This window comes from Rhodanobacter sp. C06 (genome assembly GCF_002001105.1).
Classification (GTDB): Bacteria; Pseudomonadota; Gammaproteobacteria; order Xanthomonadales; family Rhodanobacteraceae; genus Rhodanobacter_A.
In genome coordinates, this window is the sequence record NZ_MUNP01000059.1 from 46,990 (window position 1) to 70,834 (window position 23,845).

Below are 23,845 nucleotides of genomic sequence, written 5' to 3' on the forward strand. Positions count from 1 at the left end.
CTCCCGATAGGAGAAGGGATCAAGCCACGGCGCTTGAGGCCCGCCACACAGCGTGGGACGATCCCGCCGATGAGCGACCAGTCCGCCCCGTCGACACATTTGCGTGACCTCGCCCGCCTGCGACGCGTGCGCGACCGCATCGACCGCGAATACGCGCAGCCGCTGAATGTCGACGACTTGGCGCACACGATCGGCATGTCGGCGGGACACCTCAGCCGCCAGTTCAAGCTCGCCTTCGGCGAGTCGCCCTACAGTTATTTGATGACGCGGCGCATCGAGCGCGCGATGGCGCTGCTGCGCCGCGGTGACCTCGGCGTCACCGAAGTCTGCTACACGGTGGGCTGCGCCTCGCTGGGCACCTTCAGCACCCGCTTCAGCGAACTGGTCGGCATGTCGCCCGGCGCCTACCGGCGGGAGGCGGCGCAGGCGACGGCGGGCCTGCCGTCCTGCGTGGCGCGGCAGGTGACGCGACCGATCAGGAATCGAGAAGCGCCGGCCACCGAACCCGACCTAGCATGACGGCTCCTTCCCCACCGGATATCGCAGTCATGGACATCAGCATCCACGCCAGCTTCCTGCCGCACAGCGACCCGGACGCCTCGCTGGCGTTCTACCGCGACACGCTGGGCTTCGAGGTGCGCAACGACGTGGGCTACCACGGCATGCGCTGGATCACGGTCGGTTCCGCCGATCAGCCCGACACCGCCATCGTGCTGTTCCCGCCGAACGCCAGCCCCGGCGTCACCGACGAGGAGAAACGCACCATCGCCGAGATGATGGCCAAGGGCACCTACGCGACCATGCTGCTGGCCACCCGCGATCTCGATGCCGCGTTCGAGAAGATCCAGGCCAGCGGCGCCGAGATCGTCGAGGAACCGGTCATGCAGCCCTACGGCGTGCGCGACTGCGCCGTGCGCGACCCGGCCGGCAACCTGCTGCGCGTACAGGAGCGGCGCTGAGCCGCTTGCCGATACGAACCCCAGCGAGGAATCAGCCATGAGCCCGATTGCAAAGAAGGCTGCAAAGAAGACCCCGAACAAGACCGCTGCGGCGTCCGGCAAAACGGCCGGCTTCAGCGCCGAGGAAAAGGCCGCGATGAAGGCCTATGCCCAGGAGCTGAAGGCGCAGGCACGCGCGGACCGGACCCGGGAAGACGGCGAGCGCGAGGTGCTGGCGGCGATCGCCGCGATGCCGGAGGCCGATCGCGCCATGGCTGGGCGGGTGCATGCCCTCGTCAAGGCGCATGCCCCGACGCTGGTGCCGCGGACCTGGTACGGCATGCCGGCGTATGCGAAGGACGACAAGGTCGTCTGCTTCTTCAAGGACGCGCTGAAGTTCAAGGACCGGTACGCCACCTTCGGTTTCACCGACAAGGCCACGCTCGACGACGGTGCCATGTGGCCAACGTCATACGCGCTCAAGACCATGAACGCCGAGGTGGAGAAGCGCATCGCCGCGCTGCTGAAGAAGGCGCTGGGCTGAGACACACCTCTGCCCCAAGCGTCGCTTGGGGGGAAGGCCGGGTGAGGGGCGCCGTTGCTTTCCAACCGAAACGAAGCTGCTCCATCGCGTGCCCGTGCCGACGAGGCGCCACGCACGATCCGCTTCTATGATGGCGCCTTGTCCCTTGCCGAGGTGCCTGTCATGCAGATGGCTCTTCCCTGTTCGTGCCGCATCCTGCTGGGACTGCTGCTCGCGCTTCCCGCTTCATGGGCTGCAGCCGCCGATTCGGCACCGACGGTACGGATCGACACCGGCACGCTCTCCGGTATCCACGACGCGAAGGCCGGCCTGGACGAGTTCAAGGGCATTCCCTATGCCGAGCCGCCGGTCGGCGTGCTGCGCTGGAAGCCGCCGCAACCGGTGGCGTCGTGGAGCGGCGTGCGCAGGGCCGATCATTTCGCCGCTCGCTGCATGCAGCGCCCGCTGTACGGCGACATGGTGTTCCGCTCCGCCGGCATGAGCGAGGACTGCCTTTACCTCAACGTGTGGATGCCCGCAAAGCACAAGGCCGGCAAGCTGCCGGTGCTGGTGTATTTCTATGGTGGCAGCCTGTTGGCCGGCGACGGCTCGGAGCCGCGCTACGACGGTGCCAGCCTCGCGCAGCGCGGCATTGTCACCGTTACGGTGAACTACCGCCTCGACGTGTTCGGCCTGCTGGCCTTGCCCGCGCTGGCCGCCGAGTCGCCGCGGCATGCCGCAGGCAACTACAGCCTGCTCGACATGACCGCCGCGCTGCGCTGGGTGCGCGCCAACATCGCCGCGTTCGGCGGCGACCCGGCACGGGTCACCATCGGCGGCGAATCGGCGGGATCGATGGCAGTGTCGGCGCTGATGGCCTCACCGCTGTCGAAGGACTTGATGCAGCGCGCGATCGGCGAGAGTGGCGCGGTGCTGGGCAACCTGAAGCCCGAGCCGCTGGCGCTGGCCGAACAGAGGGGCGAGAACTTCATGCACAAGCTTGGCGCCCGTTCGCTGGCTGAATTGCGCGCGATGCCCGCGGCCGACTTGCTCAAGGCGCTGGGGACATCGGACAGCGACAGCTTCAACCCGACCGTTGATGGCTATTTCCTGGCGCGTTCGCCGGAAGACATCTACGCCGCCGGCGCGCAGGCACACATCCCCTTGCTGGTGGGCTCGAACTCGCAGGAGGGTTACTGGAAGGCCCTGCTCGGTGACAAGGCGCCCACGCCGGCCAACTATCGCGCCGCGCTGCGGAAGCAGTTCGGCACGCAGGCGGACGAGGCGCTGAAGCTCTATCCCGGTAGCGACGTGGCCGAGGTGGAGGCTTCCGGCACGGCGTTGTCGGGCGACCAGTTCATCGCGTTCTCGACCTGGCGCTGGATGGATAGTCAGCGCCGCACCGGCAACGCGCCCGTGTATTACTACTATTTCGAGCAGCCGCGCCCCGCGAAGCGCGACGGCAGCGCGGGCCCGGGCACCGGCGCCGTGCACAGCGGCGAGATCGAATATGCGCTGGGCAACCTCGATGGCAACCACGTCTACGCATGGACCACCATCGACCGGCGCGTTTCCAGCGTGATGGAAGGCTATTGGGCGAACTTCATCAAGGCCGGCAATCCGAACGGGCCGGGCCTGCCGACGTGGCCGACCGTGACGCCGCAGGATGGCGGCCTGCTGCGCCAGGCGATCGGCGCGCACACGCAGACCTTCATCGACCGCAACGCGCCGCGTTACGAATTCCTCCAGCGCTTCGAGCCCGACGCGCACTTGTGAGAAGTGCGCGGGCAGGCGATGGCCGCGACTTCAGTAAGGTCGCGTGCGCTTGTCGCCCGCGCCGGCGGCCTGCATCTCGACGCTCAGGCTGAAGCTGCGCTTCTCGCCCGGCTGCATGGCGCCGACGCCCACCAGCTTGCGCGCGATCTCCTCGCCGCGCTCGTTGCGGATCGTCAGCACCATCGAGTATTCCCACGCGCCGCCGTCCGGATTGCGGAGGCTGCCCTCCACCCGCAGCGGCACGGACGCCGCTGCCGCGCCTGCGTCGGCCGATTCGCTGAAACGCAGCTTGTGGCGGCAGGCCGGGCACACGCTCGCACTTTCGAGGATGGTCTCCCGGCAGTGCGGGCAGGTGCGCGTCGCCCCGGCCGTGCCCGGGCGCGCGGTGGTCACGAAGTCGTGCCGCCGTGTCCGCGGGAGGTGTCCTTGTCGTCCCAGCCGAACTCGGCCTGGCCACGCATGCGCGAGCCGGCCGCCACGCTGAGCGACCCGGCCTTCAGGTCGCCGGTCAGCGCGCCGCTCTGCAGCAGTTCCACGTGCACCGCGGATTCGATGTTGCCCACCAGTTCGCCTCCGATCGTGACCTTCTCGGCACGCACGCTGCCGGTCACCTTGGCGCCGGGTTCGATGGTGAGGTCCCCGCGCACGCTGACGTCGCCCTTGAAGTTGCCGGCGATGCGCACGTGGCCCGCGCCCTCGATCTTGCCCTCGATCGTGATGTCGGGCGCGATCAGCGATTCGGCCTTGGGCTTGGCCGCCACGGCCGCGAGGGCGGGACGCGGTGCCGGTTGTGCCGGCTGTACCGGTGCTGCCGTTTCGGGCTTGTTCTCCGGGATATCGTGACGTGTCTGCTCGGTGGTTTCGGGCGCCGCGGTGGCGGGGGACTTCACGGGTTCTTTCCACAAGGCCATGGCGGGGCTCCGGTTTCGCTCGGGGGAAGGTCGAGCGTACCCCTCGAATGAATGGGATGGAAACCGGTGCAGACAGCTGCGGTTCATCGCGCGAACGCAGATGAATGGTCCGTTGGTGCGATGGAGTGTCGAGGTACGCAGCCATTCGTGGCAGCGCTGGCATAAACGCGTTCAGCGCCGCGTCGCCAGTACCCCGTCCAGCGCCAACTGTGCCTTGAAGCCCGCCAGTTCCAGCCGCTTCGCCACCTCGCGTGGCACGTCGCGGCCGCTGGTGAGCTTGTTCGGGCTGCCGGTGTAGTGGAACAGGCGGCCTCCGCGGCGCAGCACGCGCGCCAGTTGCCGGTAGAACGCCAGCGAATACAGCTCGCCGGCGATGCCGAAACGCGGCGGGTCGTGCAGCAGCGCATCCACCGAGGCGTCGGCGAGCTGCGCGATGGCCTGCGCGACGTCGGCGTGGACGAGTTGCAGGCGCCCGCCATGTTCCGCCGCCTCCGGATCGGGCGACCACGGGTTGAGCGTGCGCAGCCACAGCACGTCGGGGTTCTTCTCGAAGGAGTGGATGCGTGCGGCGCCCGCGTCCAGGCAGCAGGCGGCGAAGTAGCCCAGGCCGCCGCAGGTATCCAGCACCACGTTGCCGTGCGGCTCGACCAGGGCCACCTTGCGGCGCGCGTCGTCCAGCGGCGATTCCTTCGAGGTGGGCAGCATCTTGATGCCGTCGATCTCGAAGGTGGGCGCGCCCCATTCGGTGGGCACCAGCTTGATCAGCGCACCGGAGTAGCGCGCGGCCGGCGCGAACTCCGCGCCATCCCAGTAGTGGATGCTGCGGTCCTTCAGTGCAGGCGGGTAAGCGTAGCGCTCGCCGCGCCATCGCCAGGCGTCCAGGTGCAGCTGCGCTGCATCGGTCGAGCGGCCAAGGTCCAGCGAGCCGCTCCACTCGGTGGCGCCGGCGGTACGCGCGGCGAGCAGCGCCTCGGCGGTGGTGCGAGTGAGCAGGGGGCCGGTGTAGTGCGACACGCAGGGGATCTCCACGGGGTTGGCGAGGCGCGGTTGGCCGCGGTGTTCTTATTGTGCCTGCCTGCGGCAGCAGGCCAGCACCAGGGCGCGCAGCCAGCGATGCGCCGGCTCGGCGTCGAGCTGCGGATGCCACATCTGCGAGACCATGATGGGCGCGGTTCGGACCGGCAGCGGAAAGCATGCGAGGTTCGATGTGCCCGCCGGCGAACAGGCTGCCAGCGTGGCGTCGAAAAACGAGGCGGTCGCCAGCGCCACCAGGTCGGAGTCGCTGGCGACGGCAAGCGCGGCCCGAAACCCCGGCAGCACCGCAACCACTCTTCGCGCCAGGCCTAATTCGGCGAGCGCCGCATCCACCGGGCCGTCGGAACGCCCCCGACGCGAGACGACGACATGCGCACACGCCGCATAACGCTCGGCGGTGAGCTGGCCCGGTTCGAGCAGGGGATGACCGCACCGGACCACGCCCACGTAGTGGTCGCGGAAGAGGCCTTGCACCCGAACCTCCGGCCCCGATTCGCCGAGCACGCCGATGTCGAGGTCGACAATCCCTTCCCGCAACGGGCGCACGTCCTTGTCCGGCTTGGGCGCAAAGCGCAATCGCGCCCTGGGCGCCGCGGCGGCGACCGCCGCGATCAACCGGGCCGCGAAAATCTCCACGAAGCCTTCGTTGGCGCGTATCGTGAAATTTCGTTGCAACGTGGCCGGGTCGAAACCGGCCGCGGCCGGACGCAACACGGCGTGCGTCTCGCGGGCCAGCCGATGCACGCGTTCGCGCAGTTCCACGGCATGCGGCGTGGCCACCATGGTGCGTCCGGCGCGAACCAGCAGCGGGTCGCCGGTTGCCTCGCGCAACCGCGCGAGCGTCCGGCTCATCGCCGATGCGCTCAACCCCAGCCGGCGTGCGGCGCCGGCCACGCTGCCCTCGGCAAGCAGTGCATCCAGTGCGGTCAGCAGGTTCAGGTCGGTGTCGGGCATGGGGTGGAGCGTGGACCTGGCATGGCGTGGAGTGCAGGTATGCAATGCAGCGGACGCGGCTTCCGCATCGGTGGAGCGTCGCTATGCTGGCCGCTGGCGCACGTACCGATGCAGGAGATTGTAGATGCCAGCTTTTGCCGCGAACAAAAACCTCCTGCTCATCGGTGCCTCGCGCGGCCTGGGCCTGGCGCTGGCGGAGGAATACCTCAAGCGCGGCTGGAACGTCGTCGCCACCGAGCGCGATGCAGCTTCGTCCGGCCTGCGTGGCGTCGCGCAGGCCGGTAGCGGTCAGCTCGACGTGGAGAACGTCGACATCAATCGCCCTGAACAGGTAGCTGCGCTGCATGCGCGACTGGCATCGCGGCGCTTCGACATGCTGTTCGTCAATGCGGGCGTCACGAACGCCGAGCACGAAACGATCGCCGACGTATCGACCGACGAGTTCGTGCGCGTGATGGTTACCAATGCGCTGAGCCCGCTGCGCGTGGTTGAAACCCTGCAGGATCTCGTGTCACCGGCCGGCACGATAGCCATCATGTCGTCCGGGCAAGGTAGCGTCGCCAACAACGAGCGTGGCGGCCACGAGGTGTATCGCGGCAGCAAGGCCGCGCTCAACATGTTCATGCGCAGCTACGCCGTACGCCATGCCGGCGCGGCGCGGACGCTGCTGCTGCTGGCGCCCGGCTGGGTGCGCACCGAACTGGGCGGCCCCGATGCGCGTCTCGCCATCGACGAGAGCATCCCGCACCTGGTGGACACCATCGAGGCGCAGTCGGGCGAGCCAGGGCTGCAATACCTCGACTATCTCGGTCGACGCGTGCCGTGGTGACGGCGTCGCTGCCGCTCAGCCGGCGGCGGGCGGCAGCCGCGCCGTGATCTGCGTCGCCAGCGCGGCGGCGTCCTGGTCGTGGGCGACCTCGACCACCACGCGGCGGTAGTGTTCGTGATCCAGTTCCAGCGTGAGACAGCGGGCGGGGTCGTGGAAGTCGTAGAACATCGCGCCCTCGCCATTGTAGAAACTGCCTGCCACCTTGACGCCGGGGATGTTGGTGCCGACGCGGAAGCCGCGGAACCAGGCTTCCGGCACCGGATCGGCATGCGCCGCCAGGATGTGGCGATACGGGATGTGCAGCGAGCCGTGCAGCGACAGGACCTCGTCCAGCGGGCTCAGCTGCATGCTGACGCGATCGGCTTCCAGTTCCACGCGGGCCATGGCGTGATCTCCGCTCGGGGCAAGTGCCTGCAGTGTAAGGCCGCGCCGCGACGTCGCCGGCATGACCTGCGGCACGGCTTTTCCCTTTCCTCACGGCAGCGGTGGCATAGTCGGCGGACTGCGGCCAGTGCCGCGCTGATCGGGAGTGGGTCATGACGAAACATTTCGTGCGTGGATTGCCGGCCCTGATGCTGGTGCTGGCCCTGCCGTTCGCCGCGTCGGCAGCGGATGCGAACGGCGCGGCATCGAAACAGATCGCCACGGCGGGCGCGCATGCCGGCATGGCACTGGGCGCGGCGGACCTGGCGACGACGCATGCGCATCTGCATCACGTGGTGAACTGCCTGGTCGGGCCGTCGGGCAAGGGCTTCGATGCCAAGGCGGCGGACCCCTGCAAGGGCATGGGCCAGGGCGCCATCGTCGATGCCAAGGGCGATACCGCCGTCGAGGCCCGCCTGCACGCCGCGCTGGGCGACGCCCAGCAGGGGCTGAAGGCGACCACGCTGGACGCCGCGCATGCCGATGCAAAGAAGGCGATGGAGAGCCTGCAGGCGAAGTGAGAGTCCGTGCGTCAGCGGGCGTTGCATGGCGGCTTGCTAGGTTGAAACCTCGTGCCACATGACGAGGAGGCTTGCGATGAAGTTTTCCATGCTCGCATGCGCATTGACGGCGACGCTGGCCTGCGTCGCCTGCTCGCAGGGGCCGCAGACGCCGGCGGCTCCGGCATCCTCCACGTCTTCCCCGGGCAAGCCCGCCACGCAGGCCGCGCCGGCCGGCGTTGCGACGACGGCGGGCAACGATGCCACCACGGTGGTCGCGACGCCGACCGCCGTGCGGATCTACCTGTACGACCTGCTGCAGCGTCCGGATTTCACGAAGACGCTGGATGCGCTGCCAGACGCACAGACGCTGCCGGCCTGGGTACGCGAGGGCGGCACGGCCACGCCGGCGCGGACCGTGCAGGTGGATGGCAAGGCCATGCTGCTTGCCACCGCGTGCAAGCCGCACGATTGCCCCACCGAGCGCGTGGCCTTGCTGTATGACGCGCAAGACCACGCGATGTGGGGACTGTTCGCGCAACGTCCCGAGAACCTGACGCCGGCGGTCGATCCCGACGACAGCTCGCAGGACAAGCTCACCTGGCTGGGCGATCCCGACAAGCTGCGCCAGCAGCTGCTGCACGACGCGCTGTACGTGCGTTGACGACGCGCATCACAGTGGCTTGATCGCCGTCCGTGTCCAATGACCCGGATGCGCCGCGCATGGGCGGCGCCCTTGTCCGGTGGAGCATCCTGCATGAGTACGATCAAGGTGGCGGTACTGGTGGGCAGCCTGCGCAAGGCGTCGATCAACCAGCGGTTGGCGCGGGCGGTCGAGCGGCTGGCGCCGAAGGACTTTGCCTTCGAGCACATCCGCATCGACGACCTGCCGCCGTACAACCAGGATTTCGACGCCGACTACCCAGCGGCGGGGCGCCAGCTGAAGCAGCGGGTGGAAGCGGCCGATGCGCTGCTGTTCGTCACGCCGGAATACAACCGCGGGATTCCCGGCGTGCTGAAGAACGCGATCGATCTCGCCTCGCGCCCGTGGGGCACGAATTCCTTCGCCGGCAAGCCGGGTGCGGTGATCGGCGCCTCGATTGGTGCCACCGGCAGCGCGCTGGCGCAGCAGCACCTGCGCAACGTGCTGGCCTACCTCGACGTAGCGACGCTGGCGCAGCCCGAGGTGTTCGTGCAGTTCAAGGACGACGGCCTGATCGACGCCGAGGGCCATGTCGCCAGCGAGGGTACGCAGAAATTCCTGCAGGGCTTCGTGGACCGCTATGTGGCGTGGGTGAAGCAACACCTGGCTTGACCGGAATGTCGTGAAAGCGCTGTCCTGCGCTTTCACGACCCGCCGGGTCCGGACCCGGCTCCGTCGCACTATCGCTTGCGCGATGGTGCGACGCGTGATCCATCCGTGGATCACGCCTCCGCGCCGCTGAGCTTCTCCAGCAACTGCTGCTGTGCGTCGAGCACCGCCTCGTCAGGAGCGCGCGCCACCGGCCGGTAACTGCCGTCGGCCTGCAGTTCGGCGGAACCGACGTTGTCGGCGAGGTAGAGCTCCAGCGCGCCGAGGATGCGCTGCTGCAGCTTCTTGCCCTCGATCGGGAACGCGCATTCCACGCGGCGGTCCAGGTTGCGTTCCATCAGGTCGGCGCTGGAGAGGTACAGCTTCGGTTCGCCGTCGTTGGCGAACCAGTAGGCGCGGCTGTGTTCCAGGAAGCGTCCGATCACCGAGCGCACGCGGATGTGCTCCGACACGCCGGGCACCCCCGGGCGCAGGCAGCACATGCCGCGCACGAGCAGGTCGATGTGCACGCCGGCGATGCTGGCCTTGTACAGCGCGCGGATCATCTTGGGGTCGGTGAGCGCGTTGACCTTGATCAGGATGCGCGCCGGCTTGCCCGCCGCGGCGTGCGCGGCTTCCTGCGCGATCAGGTCGAGCAAGCCTAGTTTCAGCGTGAACGGCGCCTGCAGCAGCTTCTTCATGCGCAGCGCCTTGCCCATGCCGGTGAGCTGGCTGAACAGCTTGTGCACGTCCTCGCAGAGCACCTCGTCGGAAGTGAGCAGGCTGTAGTCGGTGTACAACCGCGCGTTGGCGGTGTGGTAGTTGCCGGTGCCCAGGTGGGCGTAGCGCACCAGTTCGCTGCCTTCGCGGCGCTGGACCAGCATCAGCTTGGCGTGGGTCTTGATGCCCACCACGCCGTAGATCACCATCGCGCCGGCCTGCTGCAGGCGCGAGGCGAGCGTGAGGTTGGATTCCTCGTCGAAGCGTGCGCGCAGCTCCACCACCGCGGTCACTTCCTTGCCGGCGCGGGCGGCGTCGACCAGCGCGTCGACGATCTCCGAGTCTGCGCCGGTGCGGTACAGCGTCTGCTTGATCGCCAGCACCTGCGGATCCTTCGCGGCCTGGCGCAGCAGGTCCACCACCGGCGCGAAGGATTCATAGGGATGCAGCAGCAACACGTCCTGCTTCGCGATCACCGCGAACAAGTCCTCGGCGTGCTTCAGCACCTTCGGCAGCGCGGGCACGAAGGGCTTGTACTGCAGCGCGGGGTAGTTCACCTTGCTGGCGATGCGGAACAGCCGCGCCAGGTTCACCGGGCCGTTCACCTCGTAGAGCTCCGACTCGGCGAGACCGAACTGTTTCAGCAGGTGGGCGGTAAGCGTCTTCGGGCAGTTGTCGGCCACCTCCAGCCGCACCGCGCTGCCGAAGCGGCGCGAATACAGCTCGCCGCGCAGCGCGAGCGCCAGGTCCTCCACGTCCTCGGGGTCGAGCGCGAGGTCGGCGTTGCGGGTCAGCCGGAACTGGTAGCAACCGAGCACGTTCATGCCGGGGAACAGCTCGTCGGCGTGCGCGTGGATCATCGAGGACAGCAGCACGTAGCCATCGCCGCCCTCGGCGATGTCGTCGGGTATGCGGATCAGCCGCGGCAGCACGCGCGGCGCGGGCACCACGGCGAGGCCGGAGTCGCGGCCGAACGCGTCCGTACCGTCCAGTTGCACGATGAAGTTGAGGCTCTTGTTGACCAGCAGCGGGAACGGATGGGTGGGGTCCAGCCCGATCGGCGTGACCAGCGGCGCCACCTCCTCGCGGAAATAGCGGCGCACCCACTGCTTCTGCTTGTGCGTCCACTCGTCGCGCCGCGCGATGCGGATGCCGTGCGCAGCCAGTTTCGGAAGGATGCGCTCGTTGAGGATCGCGTACTGCCGCTCGATCTGCCGATGCGCGATCGCGCTGATCTCGGCCAGCACCTGGCGCGGCGCCATGCCGTCGGCGCCGAGCAACTCGTGGTCCAGCGCGATCTGGCCCTTCAGCCCCGCCACGCGGATCTCGAAGAACTCGTCCATGTTGCGCGAGAAGATCAGCAGGAACTTCAGCCGCTCCTGCAGCGGCGTGCGCGCGTCCAGTGCCTGGTCGAGCACGCGGATGTTGAACGCCAGCTGCGACAGCTCGCGGTTGATGTACAGGCGGCGCTCGCCGAGGTCGGGCGCGGGCGTGGAGGCCGCATCATTCGCCGCCGGTGCGCCTGTGGCAGCAGGCGAGGGCTTGCGGGGTGCGCGTGAACTCATCGATGCATATCCGTGGTGCGCCTGTCGCGGTAATCCATGCCGGCATGGTAACCCCGACGGTTCACGCGCTCCGTCTATAGGCGTGGATGACACCGTGCCGCCGTTTCATGACGGAGCGATGACACCGGCCGCGAATCAGGCCACGCCGTCGCGCGCCAGCATCGCCAGATAGCGGCTGGGCGCGGCGCCGAGGGTGCGGCGGAACGCGGCGCTGAACGCGCTGGCGCTGGCGTAGCCCAGCTCGATCGCGACGGTGGTGACCGGTTCGCCGGCACCGAGCCGGGTCAACGCGGCGAGCAGGCAGGCCTGCTGGCGCCACGCGGCGAAGCTCATGCCGGTCTGCTGGCGGAAGAGCCGGGTGAAGTGGCGCCGGCTCATGCCGGCCTTGTGCGCCATGGCGTCGATGTCGACCTCCAGCGCGGGTGCGGCGAGCAGGGCGCGGCACAGCTTGCGCAGGCGTGGCTCGTCGGGCAACGGCGTGTTCAGCGGCAGCGCGGGCATCGCGCGGATCTCGTCCAGCAGCAGCGCCATCACGCGGCCGTCGCGGCCGTCCAGTGCGTATTCCAGCGGCAGGTCCACCGCCTCCAGCAGCAGCGCGTGCAGCAGCGGCGACACCGCGATCACCTGGCAGTACGCAGGCAGGCCCGCGGCATCGGCAGCCTCGCGCCGCACGTAGACGCTGCGCGTGGAAACCGCGCCGCTCATGTGCACCTCGTGCGGCACGCCCGGCGGGATCCACAGCGCGCGCCGCGGCGGCACCACCCAGCTGCCGCGGTCGGTCACCGCGCTGACCACGCCGGTGGCCGCGTACAGCAGCTGGCCGCGCCGGTGCGCATGCGCGGGCAGCACGTAGCCGGCGGCGTAGTCGTTGCCGGTGGCCACGACGTCGCGCGGCGCGTTCTCGTAGGCATCGACGCGGGTGTGTCTCATGAATGGCCCGGATTCGACAGATATTGACCCGACGGCGCATGCGGGCCGCCTCCCGGCGGATTATCGTGTGCGCAGCGACGGATGCAAGGCATGCCGCCGCGATCTTTTCCCCGAGATCCCTGACGGTTCCCCCATGCAGACCCGCGTCGACGCCGTACCCCTGAATCCCGTCGCCACCGCGCCCACGGCCGCCGAGGAGCGCACCCAGTTCAGCGTGCTGGGTGCGATCAGCTTCTCGCACCTGCTCAACGACATGATCCAGTCGCTGATCCTGGCGATCTATCCGCTGCTGAAGAGCGGCTTCGACCTCAACTTCGCGCAGGTCGGCCTGATCACGCTGACCTACCAGGTCACCGCCTCGCTGCTGCAGCCGCTGGTGGGCATGGCGACCGACCGCCGGCCGATGCCGTATTCGCTGGCCGCGGGCATGGGCTTCACCCTGGCCGGCCTGCTGCTGCTCGCCACCGCGCCGAACTTCCCGGTGCTGCTGCTGGCGGCGGCGCTGGTGGGCACCGGCTCGTCGATCTTCCATCCCGAATCCTCGCGCGTGGCGCGCATGGCTTCGGGCGGCCGGCCGGGGCTGGCGCAGTCGGTGTTCGTGGTGGGCGGCAATTTCGGCGCCTCGCTGGGGCCGCTGCTGGCGGCGTGGATCATCGTGCCGCACGGGCGCGGGAGCGTGGCGTGGTTCGCGTTGGCGCCGCTGCTGGCGATCGCGGTGCTGGTGCAGGTGGGTCATTGGTACGCGCGCCACCACGCCACCCGCGGCAAGTCGCGCGCCCGCCGTGCGCCGCTGCGCGAGCTGTCGCCGGGCATGGTGAAGTTTTCGCTGATGGTGCTGGGCGTGCTGATCTTCTCCAAGTACTTCTACATCGCCAGCATCAGCAGCTACTACACGTTCTACCTGATGCACGCCTTCAACGTGTCGGTGCAGAACGCGCAGGTGCACCTGTTCGTGTTCCTCGCCGCGGTGGCGTGCGGCGTGCTGATCGGCGGCCCGCTGGGCGACAAGGTGGGGCGCAAGTGGGTGATCCTGGGCTCGATCCTCGGCGTGGCGCCGTTCACCCTGCTGCTGCCGCACGCGAACCTGTTCTGGACCGGCGTGCTCAGCGTGGTGATCGGCCTGATCCTGGCCTCGGCCTTCACCACCATCATCGTCTACGCGCAGGAACTGGTGCCGGGCCGCATCGGCATGATCTCCGGCGTGTTCTACGGCCTGGCCTTCGGCATGGGCGGCATCGGGGCGGCGGTGCTCGGCAAGCTGGCCGACCTCGACGGCATCGCGCATGTCTACCAGTTGTGCGCCTTCCTGCCGCTGATCGGCGTGTGTGCGTTGCTGTTGCCGGATATCGAGAAGCCGGCCAAGGGGTGAGGTTGTCCTCGTAACCGCGGGTTTGAGCTTTGAACAACGGAGTTGGGTAACTTGAATTCGCGCCACGCGCTACCCGGTGAGTCCCTCTCCCTTCGGGAGAGGGTGGCGGCAGCCGGATGAGGGTTCGGACGGAGCGAATTGTTGTGGCAAGTCCGGACCCTCTCCCCCGGCCCCTCTCCCGGAGGGAGAGGGGAGAAGAGCGTTGCGAATATTCCGGGTGGTAGCGAACTTCGCCGAGACGCTAAGCAAAATCAGAACTTTCAGCCAAGTTCAAGGAAAGGACTTTGCATTCAGCGGCGCAGGTTGCTGCGCGCCAGTTCGATCAGCTCGTCGCCGCGGCCGTTCATCACGGTGCGCAGCGCCCACAGGCTGAAGCCCTTGATCTGCTCCAGCTGGATCTTCGGCGGCATCGACAGTTCCTGCCGGTTGGTGACCACGTCGACCAGGGCGGGGCCGTCGTGCGCAAACGCATCGCGTACCGCGCCCTCCAGCTCGCCGGGATCCTCCACGCGCACGCTGTGGATGCCGATGGCGCGCGCCATCGCGGCGAAGTCGGGGTTGTCCAGCGCCACGCCGACGGGCAGGAAGCCGGCGGCCTTCATCTCCAGCTCCACGAAGCCCAGCGTGCCGTTGTTGAACACCACGATCTTCACCGGCAGCTTGTGCTGCAGCAGCGTGAGCAGGTCGCCCATCAGCATCGCGAAGCCGCCGTCGCCGGAGAGGCTGACCACCTGGCGCTTGGCGTACGCGGTCTGCGCGCCGATCGCCTGCGGCATCGCGTTGGCCATCGAGCCGTGCACGAAGGAGCCGAGCAGGCGACGCTTGCCGTTCATGCGCAGGTAGCGCGCGGCCCAGATCGTGGGCGTGCCCACGTCGCAGGCGAACACGGCGTCTTCGCTGGCGGCCTGGTCCACCACCTTCGCCACGTATTGCGGGTGGATCGGCTTCTGGCCCGGCTTGCCGCTGGCGAGTTCGTCCAGCCCTTCGCGCGCCTTGCGGTAGTTGGCGAGGCTGGCCTTGAGGTGGCCGTCGTCGCGCGCGGCCTGCAGCCGCGGCAGCAGCGCCTCGACGGTGGCGCCCACGTCGCCGACCAGGCCGAGGTCGAGTTTGCAGCGGCGCCCCAGGTTCTCCCCGCGCAGGTCGATCTGGCAGATCTTCGCGTCGTCGGGGAAGAACTGCCGATACGGGAAATCGGTGCCGAGCAGCAGCAAGGTGTCGCAGTCCATCATCGCCTGGTAGCCGGAGCTGTAGCCGATCAGGCCGGTCATGCCGACATCGTTGGGGTTGTCCCACTCGATGTGCTCCTTGCCGCCCAACGCGTGCACCACCGGTGCCTTCAGCGTGGCGGCGAGGCGCATCACCGTGTCGTGCGCGCCGGCGCAACCGCGCCCGCAGAACAAGGTGACCTTGCGGCCGCCGGCCAGCAGTCCGGCCAGCTTGTCGAGTTGCTCGGACGACGGCACCACCACCGGCGCGGCGGGTAGCAGGCTGGCGGCATCGGCGACCGGGCCGCTCGCCTCGGCCAGCGCGACGTCGCCGGGGATCACCAGCACCGACACGCCGCGCTGCGCGATCGCGGTGCGTACCGCGATCTCGGCGGCGCGATGGATCTGGCTGGGGCTGCTCACCAGTTCGCAGTAGTGGCTGCATTCCTGGAACAGGTTCTGCGGATGGGTTTCCTGGAAGTAGCCGCTGCCGATCTCCACCGAGGGGATGTGCGCGGCGATCGCCAGCACCGGCGTGCGCGAGCGCTGCGCGTCGTACAGGCCGTTGATGAGGTGCAGGTTGCCCGGTCCGCAGGAGCCGGCGCACACCGCCAGTTGCCCGGTGAGCTGCGATTCGGCGCCGGCGGCGAACGCGGCGGCTTCCTCGTGCCGGTAATGGATCCAGCGCATCTCCTTGCGCTGGCGCAGCGACTCGGTGATGCCGTTGAGGCTGTCGCCGACCACGCCGTGGATGCGACGCACGCCGGCGTTGGCCAAGGTTTCGACCAGCACGTCGGCGACATTGCGGATGGCCATGGCGCGCTCCTCGGTGACGGGAAGCGCTCATGCTGGCATGGGGTTTCTTCCGGCGGCGTGAAGGCTGGCGGCAACGCTCAGCGCGCGCCGACCACCACGGGCTCCGGCTCCAGCCGCACGCCGAACCTGGCCTGCACGGTGGCGATCACGTTCTGTGCGAAGGCCCACAGCTCGCCGCCGCTGGCGTGGCCGTGGTTGACCAGCACCAGGGCGTGTCGGTTGGAGATGCCGGCGTCGCCGTCGCGGCTGCCCTTGAGGCCTGCGGCCTCGATCAGCCAGGCGGCGGAGAGCTTGCTGCGGCCGTCGGCTTGCGGCCACGCGGGCAGTTCCGGGTGTTCACGCTTGAGCGCTTCGGCCTGCGCGGCATCGACCACGGGGTTCTTGAAGAAGCTGCCGGCGTTGCCGATCACCGCGGGGTCGGGCAGCTTGCGCGTGCGCAGGCGCACCACCGCCTCGGCGACGTGGAACGGGGCAGGCTTGTCCACGCCCATGCGCGCCAGTTCCTCGCGGATGCCTGCGTAGTCGAGCCGCAACTCGCGCGAGCGGGGCAGGGCGAAACGCACGGCGGTGACGATGTAGCGGCCGGGTTCGTGCTTGAACAGCGAATCGCGGTAGCCGAACGCGCAAGCCACGCGGGCTAGCTGGGCCACGCGGTGTTCCTTCCTGTCCCAGGCCTCCACGCTCTCGATGAATTCGGCCACCTCGGTGCCGTAGGCGCCGATGTTCTGGATCGGCGCGGCGCCCACCGTGCCGGGAATCAGGATCAGGTTTTCCAGCCCCGCAAAGCCCTGGCCCAGCGACCAGCGCACGAAATCGTCCCAGCGCTCGCCGGCGGCCACCGCGATGCGCGCGACCTCACCGTCCTGCTCCACTTGCACGCCGCGCGTTGCCATCGCCAGCACGGTGCCGTCGAAGTCGCCGGCGAGCAGCAGGTTGCTGCCTTCGCCCAGCACCAGCAGCGGCGCGCTGCGCACGGCGGGGAAGTCCAGCAGTTCGGGCAGCTTCGCGGCGTCGCGCAGTTCGGCCAGCAGCTTGGCGCGCGCATTCACCCGCAGCGTGTTGCGGCTGGCGAGCGAGGCGTGTTCGGTGAGCGCGTAACCGCCCATGTTGATTCGCTCCGCTGGCATGTCGGTTCGCTCAGCGGGCATGGCTGCCTTCCTGTTGGCGGCGGATCTCGGCCACGCATTCGGCGATCAGCCGCGGGCCGCGGTAGATCAGGCCGGAATAGAGCTGCACCAGGGTGGCGCCGTTGGCCAGCTTGTCGGCCGCGTCGCTGCCGTCGAGGACGCCGCCCACGCCCACGATGGGCACGCGTTCGCCCAGGCGCCGGCGCATGCCGCGCAGCACGTCGGTGGCGAGCGCGAACAGCGGCTTGCCGGACAGTCCACCCGCCTCGTTGCCGCGCGGGTCGTCCGCCACCAGCACGCGGTCGACGGTGGTATTGGTGCAGATCACGCCGTCGATGCCGCTGGCCAGCAGTGCCTCGGCGATGCCGTCCTGCTCGTGCTCGCTGAGGTCGGGCGCGATCTTCAGCAGCATCGGCTTGCGCGCGCCGCTCTGCGAGCCGAGCTGTTCCTGTCGCTCGCGCAGCGTGGCTATGAAGCGGCGCAGCGTGGCCTCTTCCTGCAGGTCGCGCAGGCCCTGGGTGTTCGGCGAGGAGATGTTCACCGTGATGTAGCCGGCATGCCCGTACACGCGCTCCAGGCACAGCAGGTAATCGTCCACCGCGCGCTCGTTCGGCGTGTCCTTGTTCTTGCCGATGTTGATGCCGAGCACGCCGCGGTAGCTGGACTTGTCCACGTTGCGCACCAGCGCGTCGACGCCCGCGTTGTTGAAGCCCATGCGGTTGATGATGGCCTCGTGCTGCGGCAGCCGGAACAGCCGCGGCTTCGGATTGCCCGCCTGCGGCCGCGGCGTCACCGTGCCCACCTCGACGAAACCGAAGCCCAGCGCGCCCAGCGCGTCGAGATGGTCGGCGTTCTTGTCCAAGCCAGCAGCGAGACCGACGGGGTTCGGGAAGCGGAGGCCGAAGGCCTGCACCGGCAGTTCGGTGGCGGGCTTGGCGACGAAGCGCATCAGCTCGCTGCGATGGGCCACGTCGAGGCCGTACAAGGTGAGGCCGTGCGCGGTTTCGGCGTCCAGCGCGAACAGCAGGGGGCGGAGCAGGTCGTACATGAGGTGTCTCGAAGTGTTCCGGCGAAAATTGTTTGAGCGATCGGTTTTTGTTCGTCATTCCTGCGAAGGCAGGAATCCAGTGCCTTTGGCCTTCAGGGAATTGCAGTCACTGGATCCCAGCCTTCGCTGGGATGACGAGCCAATGCTAGAGCTGAAGCGTACCGACGATGATACGGGTGTCGTAGTCGAAGCTGATGCGGCCGTCTTGCTGGCAGCGCCTGAACAGTTCGCGCAACTCGGCGAGCATCGGCTCGTGTTGCGGATGACCTTCCTTCGGCGCATAGGACGACGACATCAACCGGCCGCGCAGGCCGTCGAAGTCCAGCAGCTGCTTGTGCTCGAAGCGCGCCGTGCCGCGCCAGCCGGCGCCGAACCAGCTGCGCATGCTGTCGTCGTCGGCGTAGCGCTCGGCCACGCTGGTGTAGTCGGTGCCATGGCGTTGCAGCAAGGCTTCGTAGCCTTCGAGGAAGGGCGTGCCGACGAGGCGGCGCGAGTTCCAGAAGATCGCCGCCAGCAGACCCGGGCGCAGGATGCGCGCGAACTCGCGCCGCGTGGTCACCGGGTCGAACCAGTGGAAGGCCTGCGCCACCGTCACCAGGTCGACGCTGGCGTCGGGCAGGCCAGTGGCGTTGGCGCGGCCGTCGACCGCCCGGAACCGCGGGTTGCCGCCCAGCCACGCGACGGCGGCTTCGCGCATCGCCGCGTTCGGTTCCACCGCGGTCACGGCGTGGCCGGCGTCGAGCAGCAGCTTGCTGGAGATGCCGGTGCCGGCGCCCACGTCGGCGACCCGCCAGTCCGGCGTCACGCCGTGCTCGCGATGCAGCCAGTCCAGCATCGCGGTCGGGTAATCCGGACGATGGCGCACATAGTCGGCGACGCGGTCGCTGAAGCGTTCGGTGCTGTGCAACGTGCTCATGGCTTCAACCTGAAAGACCCTGGCCACCGTCCACGCACAGGGTCTGGCCGGTGATCCAGCCGGCGTATGGCGAGGCGAGGAACAGCGCGGCGTGGGCGATTTCCTCCGGCGTGCCGTAGCGGCCGAACGGGATCTTCGCCAGCGTGGCGGCGTACAGCTCCGGCTCTGCGTGCCGGCGTCGATCCCACAAGCCGTCGGCAAACTCGATGGAACCCGGCGCGATCGCGTTGACGCGGATGCGCTGCTCCGCCAGCTGCAGCGCCTGCGAGGTGGTGTAGTGGCTGAGCGCCGCCTTCATCGCGGCGTAGGCGGAGCCATGGCGGCGCGGATGGAAGGCAGCGATGGAACTGGTGTGCAGGATGCAGGCCCGCGGCGAAGCCGCGAGGTGCGGCAGCGCGGCGCGCGAGGCGCGCACGGCGGCCATCAGGTCGACGTTGAAATTCGCGGACCAGGCCTCGTCGTCCTCGCTGAAGCCGTAGCCCGAGGCGTTGTTCACCAGCACGTCGATGCCGCCCAGCGCGGCGGCGGCCGCGGCTATCCAGGCCTCGATGGCGCCCGGCTTGCCCAGGTCGCAGGCTTGCGCATGCACCTGGCCGCCGTGCGCGGCAAGCGCGCGCGCCGCCTCGTCCAGCGCGACCTGTCCGCGGGCGCAGATCGACACCGCGGCGCCGGCCTCGGCGAAGGCCAACGCGATGGCGCGGCCGATGCCCTTGCTGCCACCGGCGACGAGGACGCGCCAGCCGCGGAAATCGAAGGCCGCACGCGTCTCCGGCATCGTCAATGCCAGAAGTGCAGGCTGAAGCCGAGGAAGATGAAGCCGATCGCCACGATGATGAACAGCCCGCTGAGCACCAGTTGCGCGTAGCCCAACACCAGGCCGGCCACTGCCATGCCGTCGCCCTCGATGCTGCCCGGGGGCGCATGGCGGATTTCGCCGCGGGCCAGATGGCCGCAGACCACGGCGACGATAGCCCCGATGAACGGGAACACGCACCAAGCGGCGATGCCGAAGACCAGGCTGACCACGGCCAGCGCGTTGGTGCTGCGGCTTGCGGGAGGCTGATAGCTCATGGCGTCGATCCTTGTGCGTGACCAGCAGAGGAGATTTCTCCCTCCCCTGCTTGCAGGGGAGGGTTGGGGTGGGGTGCTCGTCCCTATGCAGACATCGCGAACACCCCCTCCCAACCTCACCCCTGCAAACAGGGGGAGGGGAACATCCGCTTACAGGTCGAACTTGATGCCCTGGGCCAGCGGCAGCGAGGTCGAGTAGTTGATGGTGTTGGTCTGGCGGCGCATGTAGACCTTCCATGCATCCGAGCCGGACTCGCGACCGCCGCCGGTTTCCTTCTCGCCGCCGAACGCGCCGCCGATCTCCGCACCGCTGGTGCCGATGTTGACGTTGGCGATGCCGCAGTCCGAACCGGCCGCCGACAGGAACTGCTCGCCCGCGCGCAGGTTGTTGGTGAAGATCGACGAGGACAGGCCTTGCGGCACGTCGTTCTGCATGTCGATCGCCTCGTCCAGCGTCTTGAACGGCATCACGTAGAGGATCGGCGCAAACGTCTCGGTCTGCACCACGTCGTCGGAATTCTTCACGCCGGTGACGATGGTCGGCAGCACGAAGTTGCCCTTGCGATCGCTCAGCGCCGCACCGCCGGTGAGCACCTTGCCGCCGGCCGCCTTGGCCTTTTCCACCGCGGCGAGATAGCCCTGCACCGCCTCGCTGCTGTTGAGCGGGCCCATCAAGGTGGTGGCCAGCGTCGGATCGCCGATCTTGCCCTCGACCTGCTTGTAGGCCTTGACCAGGGTCTCGACCACGCCGTCGAAGATCGCCTCGTGCACGAACAGGCGGCGCGTGGTGGTGCAGCGCTGGCCGGCGGTGCCGACCGCGCCGAACACGATGCCGGGGATCGCCAGCTTCAGGTCGGCGCTTTCGTCCAGGATGATCGCGTTGTTGCCGCCCAGCTCCAGCAGCGAGCGGCCCATGCGCTGCGCCACGCGCTCGCCGACCATGCGGCCGACCTTGGTCGAGCCGGTGAAGCTGATCAGCGGGATGCGCTTGTCGTCGACGAAGCCCTGCGACAGCTCGGTGCCGGCATCGTTGAACAGGAAGAACAGGTCGGGGAAGCCGCCGGCCTTCAGCGCCTCGTTGCAGATCTTCATCGTGGCGATCGCGGACAGCGGCGTCTTCGGCGACGGCTTCCAGATGCAGATGTCGCCGGCGATGGTCGCCAGCATCGCGTTCCACGCCCACACCGCCACCGGGAAGTTGAACGCGCTGATGATGCCGACCAGGCCCAGCGGGTGGTACTGGTCGTACATGCGATGGCCGGGGCGCTCCGAGTGCATGGTGGCGCCGTACATCATGCGGCTCTGGCCCACCGCGAAGTCGGCGATGTCGATCATCTCCTGCACTTCGCCGTCGCCCTCGGGCTTGATCTTGCCCATCTCCAGCGCCACCAGCGAACCCAGCGCGTCCTTGTGCTTGCGCAGCGCCTCGCCGCACAGGCGCACCGCCTCGCCGCGCTGCGGCGCCGGCGTGGTGCGCCACACCTTGAAGGCGGCCTGCGCGCGCTCGACGATGATCTCGTAGTCCGCGGCGCTGGACGCATGCACGGTGCCCAGCACCTCGCCGGTGGCCGGGTTCACCGGCTGCAGCGCGCCGGCGTCGGTGGTCTTCGACCACTCGCCGTGGCCGAGGTAGCTGCCGGAATTGACGTCGGCCAGGCCGAGCGCGGAGAGGATGCTGTGGGACATGGGGACTCCAGTGCCGGGCGCGTGCGGCGCCCCGTTTCGAAACGGCAATTCTAGCAGGCGCGCCCCGCGCGCCGGTTCGCGCACTGCGGCAATCCATGCCAGAATCCGCGCCCTGGCCCCGTAGCTCAGCTGGATAGAGCGTCCCCCTCCTAAGGGGAAGGTCGCGCGTTCGAATCGCGCCGGGGTCACCAGATGCACGAAGGCCGGCGAGAGCCGGCCTTTGGCGTTTTGGGATTGTGTGGCGCCTGAATTAGGGGTGCTCCCAAATAGGTGGGCGCCGAACTCCGGTGACAAGTGAGTGCAGTGACGCAATTGCTTCATGAATTTTGGCGCATGCCTCTTTCACATCACTTATGTGGACTTGTTCAACTTGAAGTTTGAGAGAGCCTCTCGCAGTGGCGGATGTAATCTGTACAGAGCCAGTTTCTTCATCGTAAGTGAGGCCATTGTGGGAGAATTTGTTGCGGGCTTTCTGTGCGGACCGTAGTAATTCATATGTTGCTCCATATGTACCAAGGTGAGGGTAGGATGGGGTGAGGTGTTCGCATAGAGTTGATATTACGTCAATCCTTTGTTGGAACGTCATATGTGCAGTAGTTATTACTGCTCTTATATCCAGTAGATCGTCGTATCCAGCTAGTTTTCCAAATGCGACAACGGCGCCCGCTTCCAGGCTTCCCCATAGGATAGTCATGCGCCCAAGTTCTGTCATGAACTCGGTCGGAACCGGCCAGTTACCTGGGAAGCTATGTCGTTTAGGATGCATCTAAATACCTGGCGCTTGAATTAAATGTGGCAGAAAATCGATGATGTTTTGAGCTTTCAGATGCCAAAGTCATCAGAAAGGCTTTCTATGATTTCCTTCATGCGTTGGGGAGGCATGGCTCTATCCATCTTTTTAAAGCCAATTTGCCGAATCCACTTTTCTAGTCTCACGCTGTCGATCCCTTCGACTTCCTCGGATGCCGACTCAAGTATTTCTTCAAGCAGTCCAGCCTCATCACCTTGGCGGCGTGCGTAAAAGCCAAGGTCAGAAATGTAGCGAAGTTTGGAGATCATCAAGCTCCAGTGAACAAGATTTTCTTGTCGTTCGTAGGTATTTCCTGCTGGAAAGCGAATGTCTGTGAGCGACAATGGCGGTTTAAATACTAGTGACTTTTTGACCCAGCGAAGAATATTTATTCCGCTTGTCCATGCGCCACCTCTGCTATTGCAGGTATAGATATAACTGCGCCCAAAAATTACAAATGCAAATTCAGATCTGACAGATTTGATTCTCTTCAGGGCGGCAATAGCGCCGATCTTATTCGATTCAGGTGCAACTAGTTGACGCCCGACTTGATCCGCAAGAACTGAGTCAATGTTACTGGATATGTAGATGCTTTTCGGCATGCTCCAGTTCTCTGCATTTACATCCCGAATGGCGCTAATTTTGTCTTTGGGGAATTTGCTGAGATGAAAATCTCTCAGAGTAATGTTACGCTCCGCATCTATATCCTTGCGCATCAATTGACCGCAGGTGGTCTCGTAAGGGCGTCGTAGTAATTTTTTGAATTGCGAGCAGTACCCAAAAGAAGTGCCGACGGAGTCGTGTTGGAGTGCGTTGAACCAGCAGTTCTCGCAGGATATCAGCGCGGTTGAAGTCATTTGAATATTGCCGCCGTTGCAGTGTTGATGTCAGTTTGCGAGGTAAATTTTGCAAAATCTGATAGATGTTCGCTGTGCAACTCAACTAATTCTCTGGCACGACGTACATCCGATGCCCTGCTCCAGCTGGCATTTCCTTTGCCTTTGCCAGTGAGAAGTTGGTTGAGCATTGTTCTGGGGATGTGTGCAACGTTGTAACTGGGCCACATGCTAGGGTTGGTTACGTAGATGCGGCCGCCATTTCTGGAGAAATATTGTGCAGTGGATTGAAGTTCAGATGTGGAAAGATATGGTGTTTCTCGGCCCAAGCCTTCGAGATAGAGAATATGTCGAATGATGGACTTGTCGGCCCCAAATGTTGGGGGTGTCGGGCCAGGATCCATATCTCCGCGATAGAGCGAGTCTTGTCCTAGCTTCCAGCTCTTCGGGGATTTCGAATTACTCATTTGACACCCAAGTTAAATTTGATTGTTGAATGAAGCCTAATCCTGTGACCTAACGTGACAGTTTGGACTGCGATACCCGGAAACTTCCTGCGAGGCAACGATTTTCCCGATGATGGCGC

24 protein-coding genes, 1 tRNA gene and 1 pseudogene are annotated in these 23,845 nt (G+C 66.9%); 10 read left to right on the top strand and 16 right to left on the bottom strand.

What is annotated here, in order from left to right; genetic code table 11:
• Positions 1-69: 69 nt before the first annotated feature.
• The 4 genes from B0E52_RS12420 (at position 70) to B0E52_RS12435 (ending at position 3,237) form a co-directional block, all read left to right on the top strand.
• A complete protein-coding gene (locus tag B0E52_RS12420; RefSeq protein WP_077484193.1) occupies positions 70-519 on the top strand; it encodes a helix-turn-helix transcriptional regulator in 450 nt (149 codons plus the stop codon).
• Between the two features lie 29 nt (positions 520-548).
• Entirely contained in the window at positions 549-959 is a 411-nt protein-coding gene (locus B0E52_RS12425; protein WP_077484195.1) for a VOC family protein, read from the top strand.
• 37 nt (positions 960-996) lie between these two features.
• Positions 997-1,482 carry a DUF1801 domain-containing protein gene (locus tag B0E52_RS12430; RefSeq protein WP_077484197.1) on the top strand — a complete coding sequence of 162 codons (486 nt, stop codon included), beginning with the start codon at positions 997-999 and terminating at the stop codon, positions 1,480-1,482.
• A gap of 162 nt (positions 1,483-1,644) precedes the next feature.
• Positions 1,645-3,237 carry a carboxylesterase family protein gene (locus B0E52_RS12435; RefSeq protein WP_077484199.1) on the top strand — a complete coding sequence of 531 codons (1,593 nt, stop codon included), beginning with the start codon at positions 1,645-1,647 and terminating at the stop codon, positions 3,235-3,237.
• Between the two features lie 30 nt (positions 3,238-3,267).
• Here the strand turns inward: B0E52_RS12435 and B0E52_RS12440 are convergent, their stop codons facing one another.
• From B0E52_RS12440 to B0E52_RS12455, 4 genes and pseudogenes are all read right to left on the bottom strand, one after another.
• On the bottom strand, positions 3,268-3,630 hold the full coding sequence (locus tag B0E52_RS12440) for a hypothetical protein (protein WP_077484201.1): 363 nt from the start codon (positions 3,628-3,630) through the stop codon (positions 3,268-3,270).
• Positions 3,627-3,983: pseudogene (locus B0E52_RS12445) on the bottom strand (polymer-forming cytoskeletal protein); the annotation flags it as partial. The gene B0E52_RS12440 and the pseudogene B0E52_RS12445, both read right to left, overlap by 4 nt.
• A gap of 336 nt (positions 3,984-4,319) precedes the next feature.
• A complete protein-coding gene (locus B0E52_RS12450; RefSeq protein WP_077484457.1) occupies positions 4,320-5,162 on the bottom strand; it encodes an MnmC family methyltransferase in 843 nt (280 codons plus the stop codon).
• Between the two features lie 48 nt (positions 5,163-5,210).
• A complete protein-coding gene (locus B0E52_RS12455) occupies positions 5,211-6,137 on the bottom strand; it encodes a LysR family transcriptional regulator (RefSeq protein ID WP_077484205.1) in 927 nt (308 codons plus the stop codon).
• 124 nt (positions 6,138-6,261) lie between these two features.
• Between B0E52_RS12455 and B0E52_RS12460 the strand changes: the two genes are divergently transcribed.
• Positions 6,262-6,966 carry an SDR family NAD(P)-dependent oxidoreductase gene (locus tag B0E52_RS12460; RefSeq protein ID WP_077484207.1) on the top strand — a complete coding sequence of 235 codons (705 nt, stop codon included), beginning with the start codon at positions 6,262-6,264 and terminating at the stop codon, positions 6,964-6,966.
• Between the two features lie 15 nt (positions 6,967-6,981).
• Here B0E52_RS12460 and B0E52_RS12465 read toward each other — a convergent pair whose 3' ends face one another.
• Entirely contained in the window at positions 6,982-7,350 is a 369-nt protein-coding gene (locus B0E52_RS12465; RefSeq protein ID WP_077484209.1) for a hypothetical protein, read from the bottom strand.
• A gap of 152 nt (positions 7,351-7,502) precedes the next feature.
• On the opposite strand from B0E52_RS12465, the gene B0E52_RS12470 reads away from it, so the two are divergent.
• The 3 genes from B0E52_RS12470 to B0E52_RS12480 all read left to right on the top strand — a co-directional run bounded on the left by B0E52_RS12470 (position 7,503) and on the right by B0E52_RS12480 (position 9,204).
• The gene (locus tag B0E52_RS12470; protein WP_077484211.1) at positions 7,503-7,910 is read left to right on the top strand and encodes a hypothetical protein; all 408 of its coding nucleotides are present in this window, start codon (positions 7,503-7,505) and stop codon (positions 7,908-7,910) included.
• A gap of 76 nt (positions 7,911-7,986) precedes the next feature.
• Positions 7,987-8,553, top strand: a complete 567-nt coding sequence (locus B0E52_RS12475; RefSeq protein WP_139351671.1) for an Ivy family c-type lysozyme inhibitor — start codon at positions 7,987-7,989, stop codon at positions 8,551-8,553.
• A 93-nt stretch (positions 8,554-8,646) separates the two neighbouring features.
• Complete coding sequence (locus B0E52_RS12480) at positions 8,647-9,204, top strand: NAD(P)H-dependent oxidoreductase (RefSeq protein WP_077484215.1); 558 nt, start codon at positions 8,647-8,649, stop codon at positions 9,202-9,204.
• A gap of 110 nt (positions 9,205-9,314) precedes the next feature.
• On the opposite strand, the gene ppk1 is transcribed toward B0E52_RS12480, so the two are convergent.
• Positions 9,315-11,465, bottom strand: a complete 2,151-nt coding sequence (ppk1, locus tag B0E52_RS12485) for a polyphosphate kinase 1 (protein WP_077484217.1) — start codon at positions 11,463-11,465, stop codon at positions 9,315-9,317.
• 135 nt (positions 11,466-11,600) lie between these two features.
• A complete protein-coding gene (locus B0E52_RS12490; protein WP_077484219.1) occupies positions 11,601-12,395 on the bottom strand; it encodes a helix-turn-helix transcriptional regulator in 795 nt (264 codons plus the stop codon).
• A 133-nt stretch (positions 12,396-12,528) separates the two neighbouring features.
• On the opposite strand from B0E52_RS12490, the gene B0E52_RS12495 reads away from it, so the two are divergent.
• Positions 12,529-13,764, top strand: coding sequence for an MFS transporter (locus B0E52_RS12495; RefSeq protein WP_077484221.1), 1,236 nt, complete (start codon positions 12,529-12,531; stop codon positions 13,762-13,764).
• Between the two features lie 290 nt (positions 13,765-14,054).
• On the opposite strand, the gene poxB is transcribed toward B0E52_RS12495, so the two are convergent.
• From poxB to B0E52_RS12530, 7 genes are all read right to left on the bottom strand, one after another.
• A complete protein-coding gene (gene poxB, locus B0E52_RS12500; protein WP_077484223.1) occupies positions 14,055-15,785 on the bottom strand; it encodes a ubiquinone-dependent pyruvate dehydrogenase in 1,731 nt (576 codons plus the stop codon).
• A gap of 77 nt (positions 15,786-15,862) precedes the next feature.
• Positions 15,863-16,891 carry a UDP-N-acetylmuramate dehydrogenase gene (gene murB, locus B0E52_RS12505; RefSeq protein ID WP_077484225.1) on the bottom strand — a complete coding sequence of 343 codons (1,029 nt, stop codon included), beginning with the start codon at positions 16,889-16,891 and terminating at the stop codon, positions 15,863-15,865.
• A gap of 31 nt (positions 16,892-16,922) precedes the next feature.
• Positions 16,923-17,960, bottom strand: a complete 1,038-nt coding sequence (locus B0E52_RS12510) for a quinone-dependent dihydroorotate dehydrogenase (RefSeq protein WP_077484227.1) — start codon at positions 17,958-17,960, stop codon at positions 16,923-16,925.
• A gap of 145 nt (positions 17,961-18,105) precedes the next feature.
• The gene (locus B0E52_RS12515; RefSeq protein ID WP_077484229.1) at positions 18,106-18,876 is read right to left on the bottom strand and encodes a class I SAM-dependent methyltransferase; all 771 of its coding nucleotides are present in this window, start codon (positions 18,874-18,876) and stop codon (positions 18,106-18,108) included.
• Positions 18,877-18,880: 4 nt separating this feature from the next.
• The gene (locus B0E52_RS12520; protein WP_077484231.1) at positions 18,881-19,651 is read right to left on the bottom strand and encodes an SDR family oxidoreductase; all 771 of its coding nucleotides are present in this window, start codon (positions 19,649-19,651) and stop codon (positions 18,881-18,883) included.
• Positions 19,652-19,653: 2 nt separating this feature from the next.
• Positions 19,654-19,947, bottom strand: a complete 294-nt coding sequence (locus tag B0E52_RS12525; RefSeq protein WP_077484233.1) for a DUF4190 domain-containing protein — start codon at positions 19,945-19,947, stop codon at positions 19,654-19,656.
• Between the two features lie 150 nt (positions 19,948-20,097).
• On the bottom strand, positions 20,098-21,633 hold the full coding sequence (locus tag B0E52_RS12530) for an aldehyde dehydrogenase family protein (protein ID WP_077484235.1): 1,536 nt from the start codon (positions 21,631-21,633) through the stop codon (positions 20,098-20,100).
• A 114-nt stretch (positions 21,634-21,747) separates the two neighbouring features.
• Between B0E52_RS12530 and B0E52_RS12535 the strand changes: the two genes are divergently transcribed.
• Positions 21,748-21,824: transfer RNA gene (locus B0E52_RS12535), tRNA-Arg, on the top strand.
• A gap of 631 nt (positions 21,825-22,455) precedes the next feature.
• Here B0E52_RS12535 and B0E52_RS18385 read toward each other — a convergent pair.
• Complete coding sequence (locus B0E52_RS18385; protein WP_139351672.1) at positions 22,456-23,280, bottom strand: hypothetical protein; 825 nt, start codon at positions 23,278-23,280, stop codon at positions 22,456-22,458.
• Positions 23,277-23,726, bottom strand: a complete 450-nt coding sequence (locus tag B0E52_RS18390) for a hypothetical protein (protein WP_139351673.1) — start codon at positions 23,724-23,726, stop codon at positions 23,277-23,279. Before B0E52_RS18390 ends, B0E52_RS18385 begins: the two co-directional genes overlap by 4 nt.
• Positions 23,727-23,845: the final 119 nt, after the last annotated feature.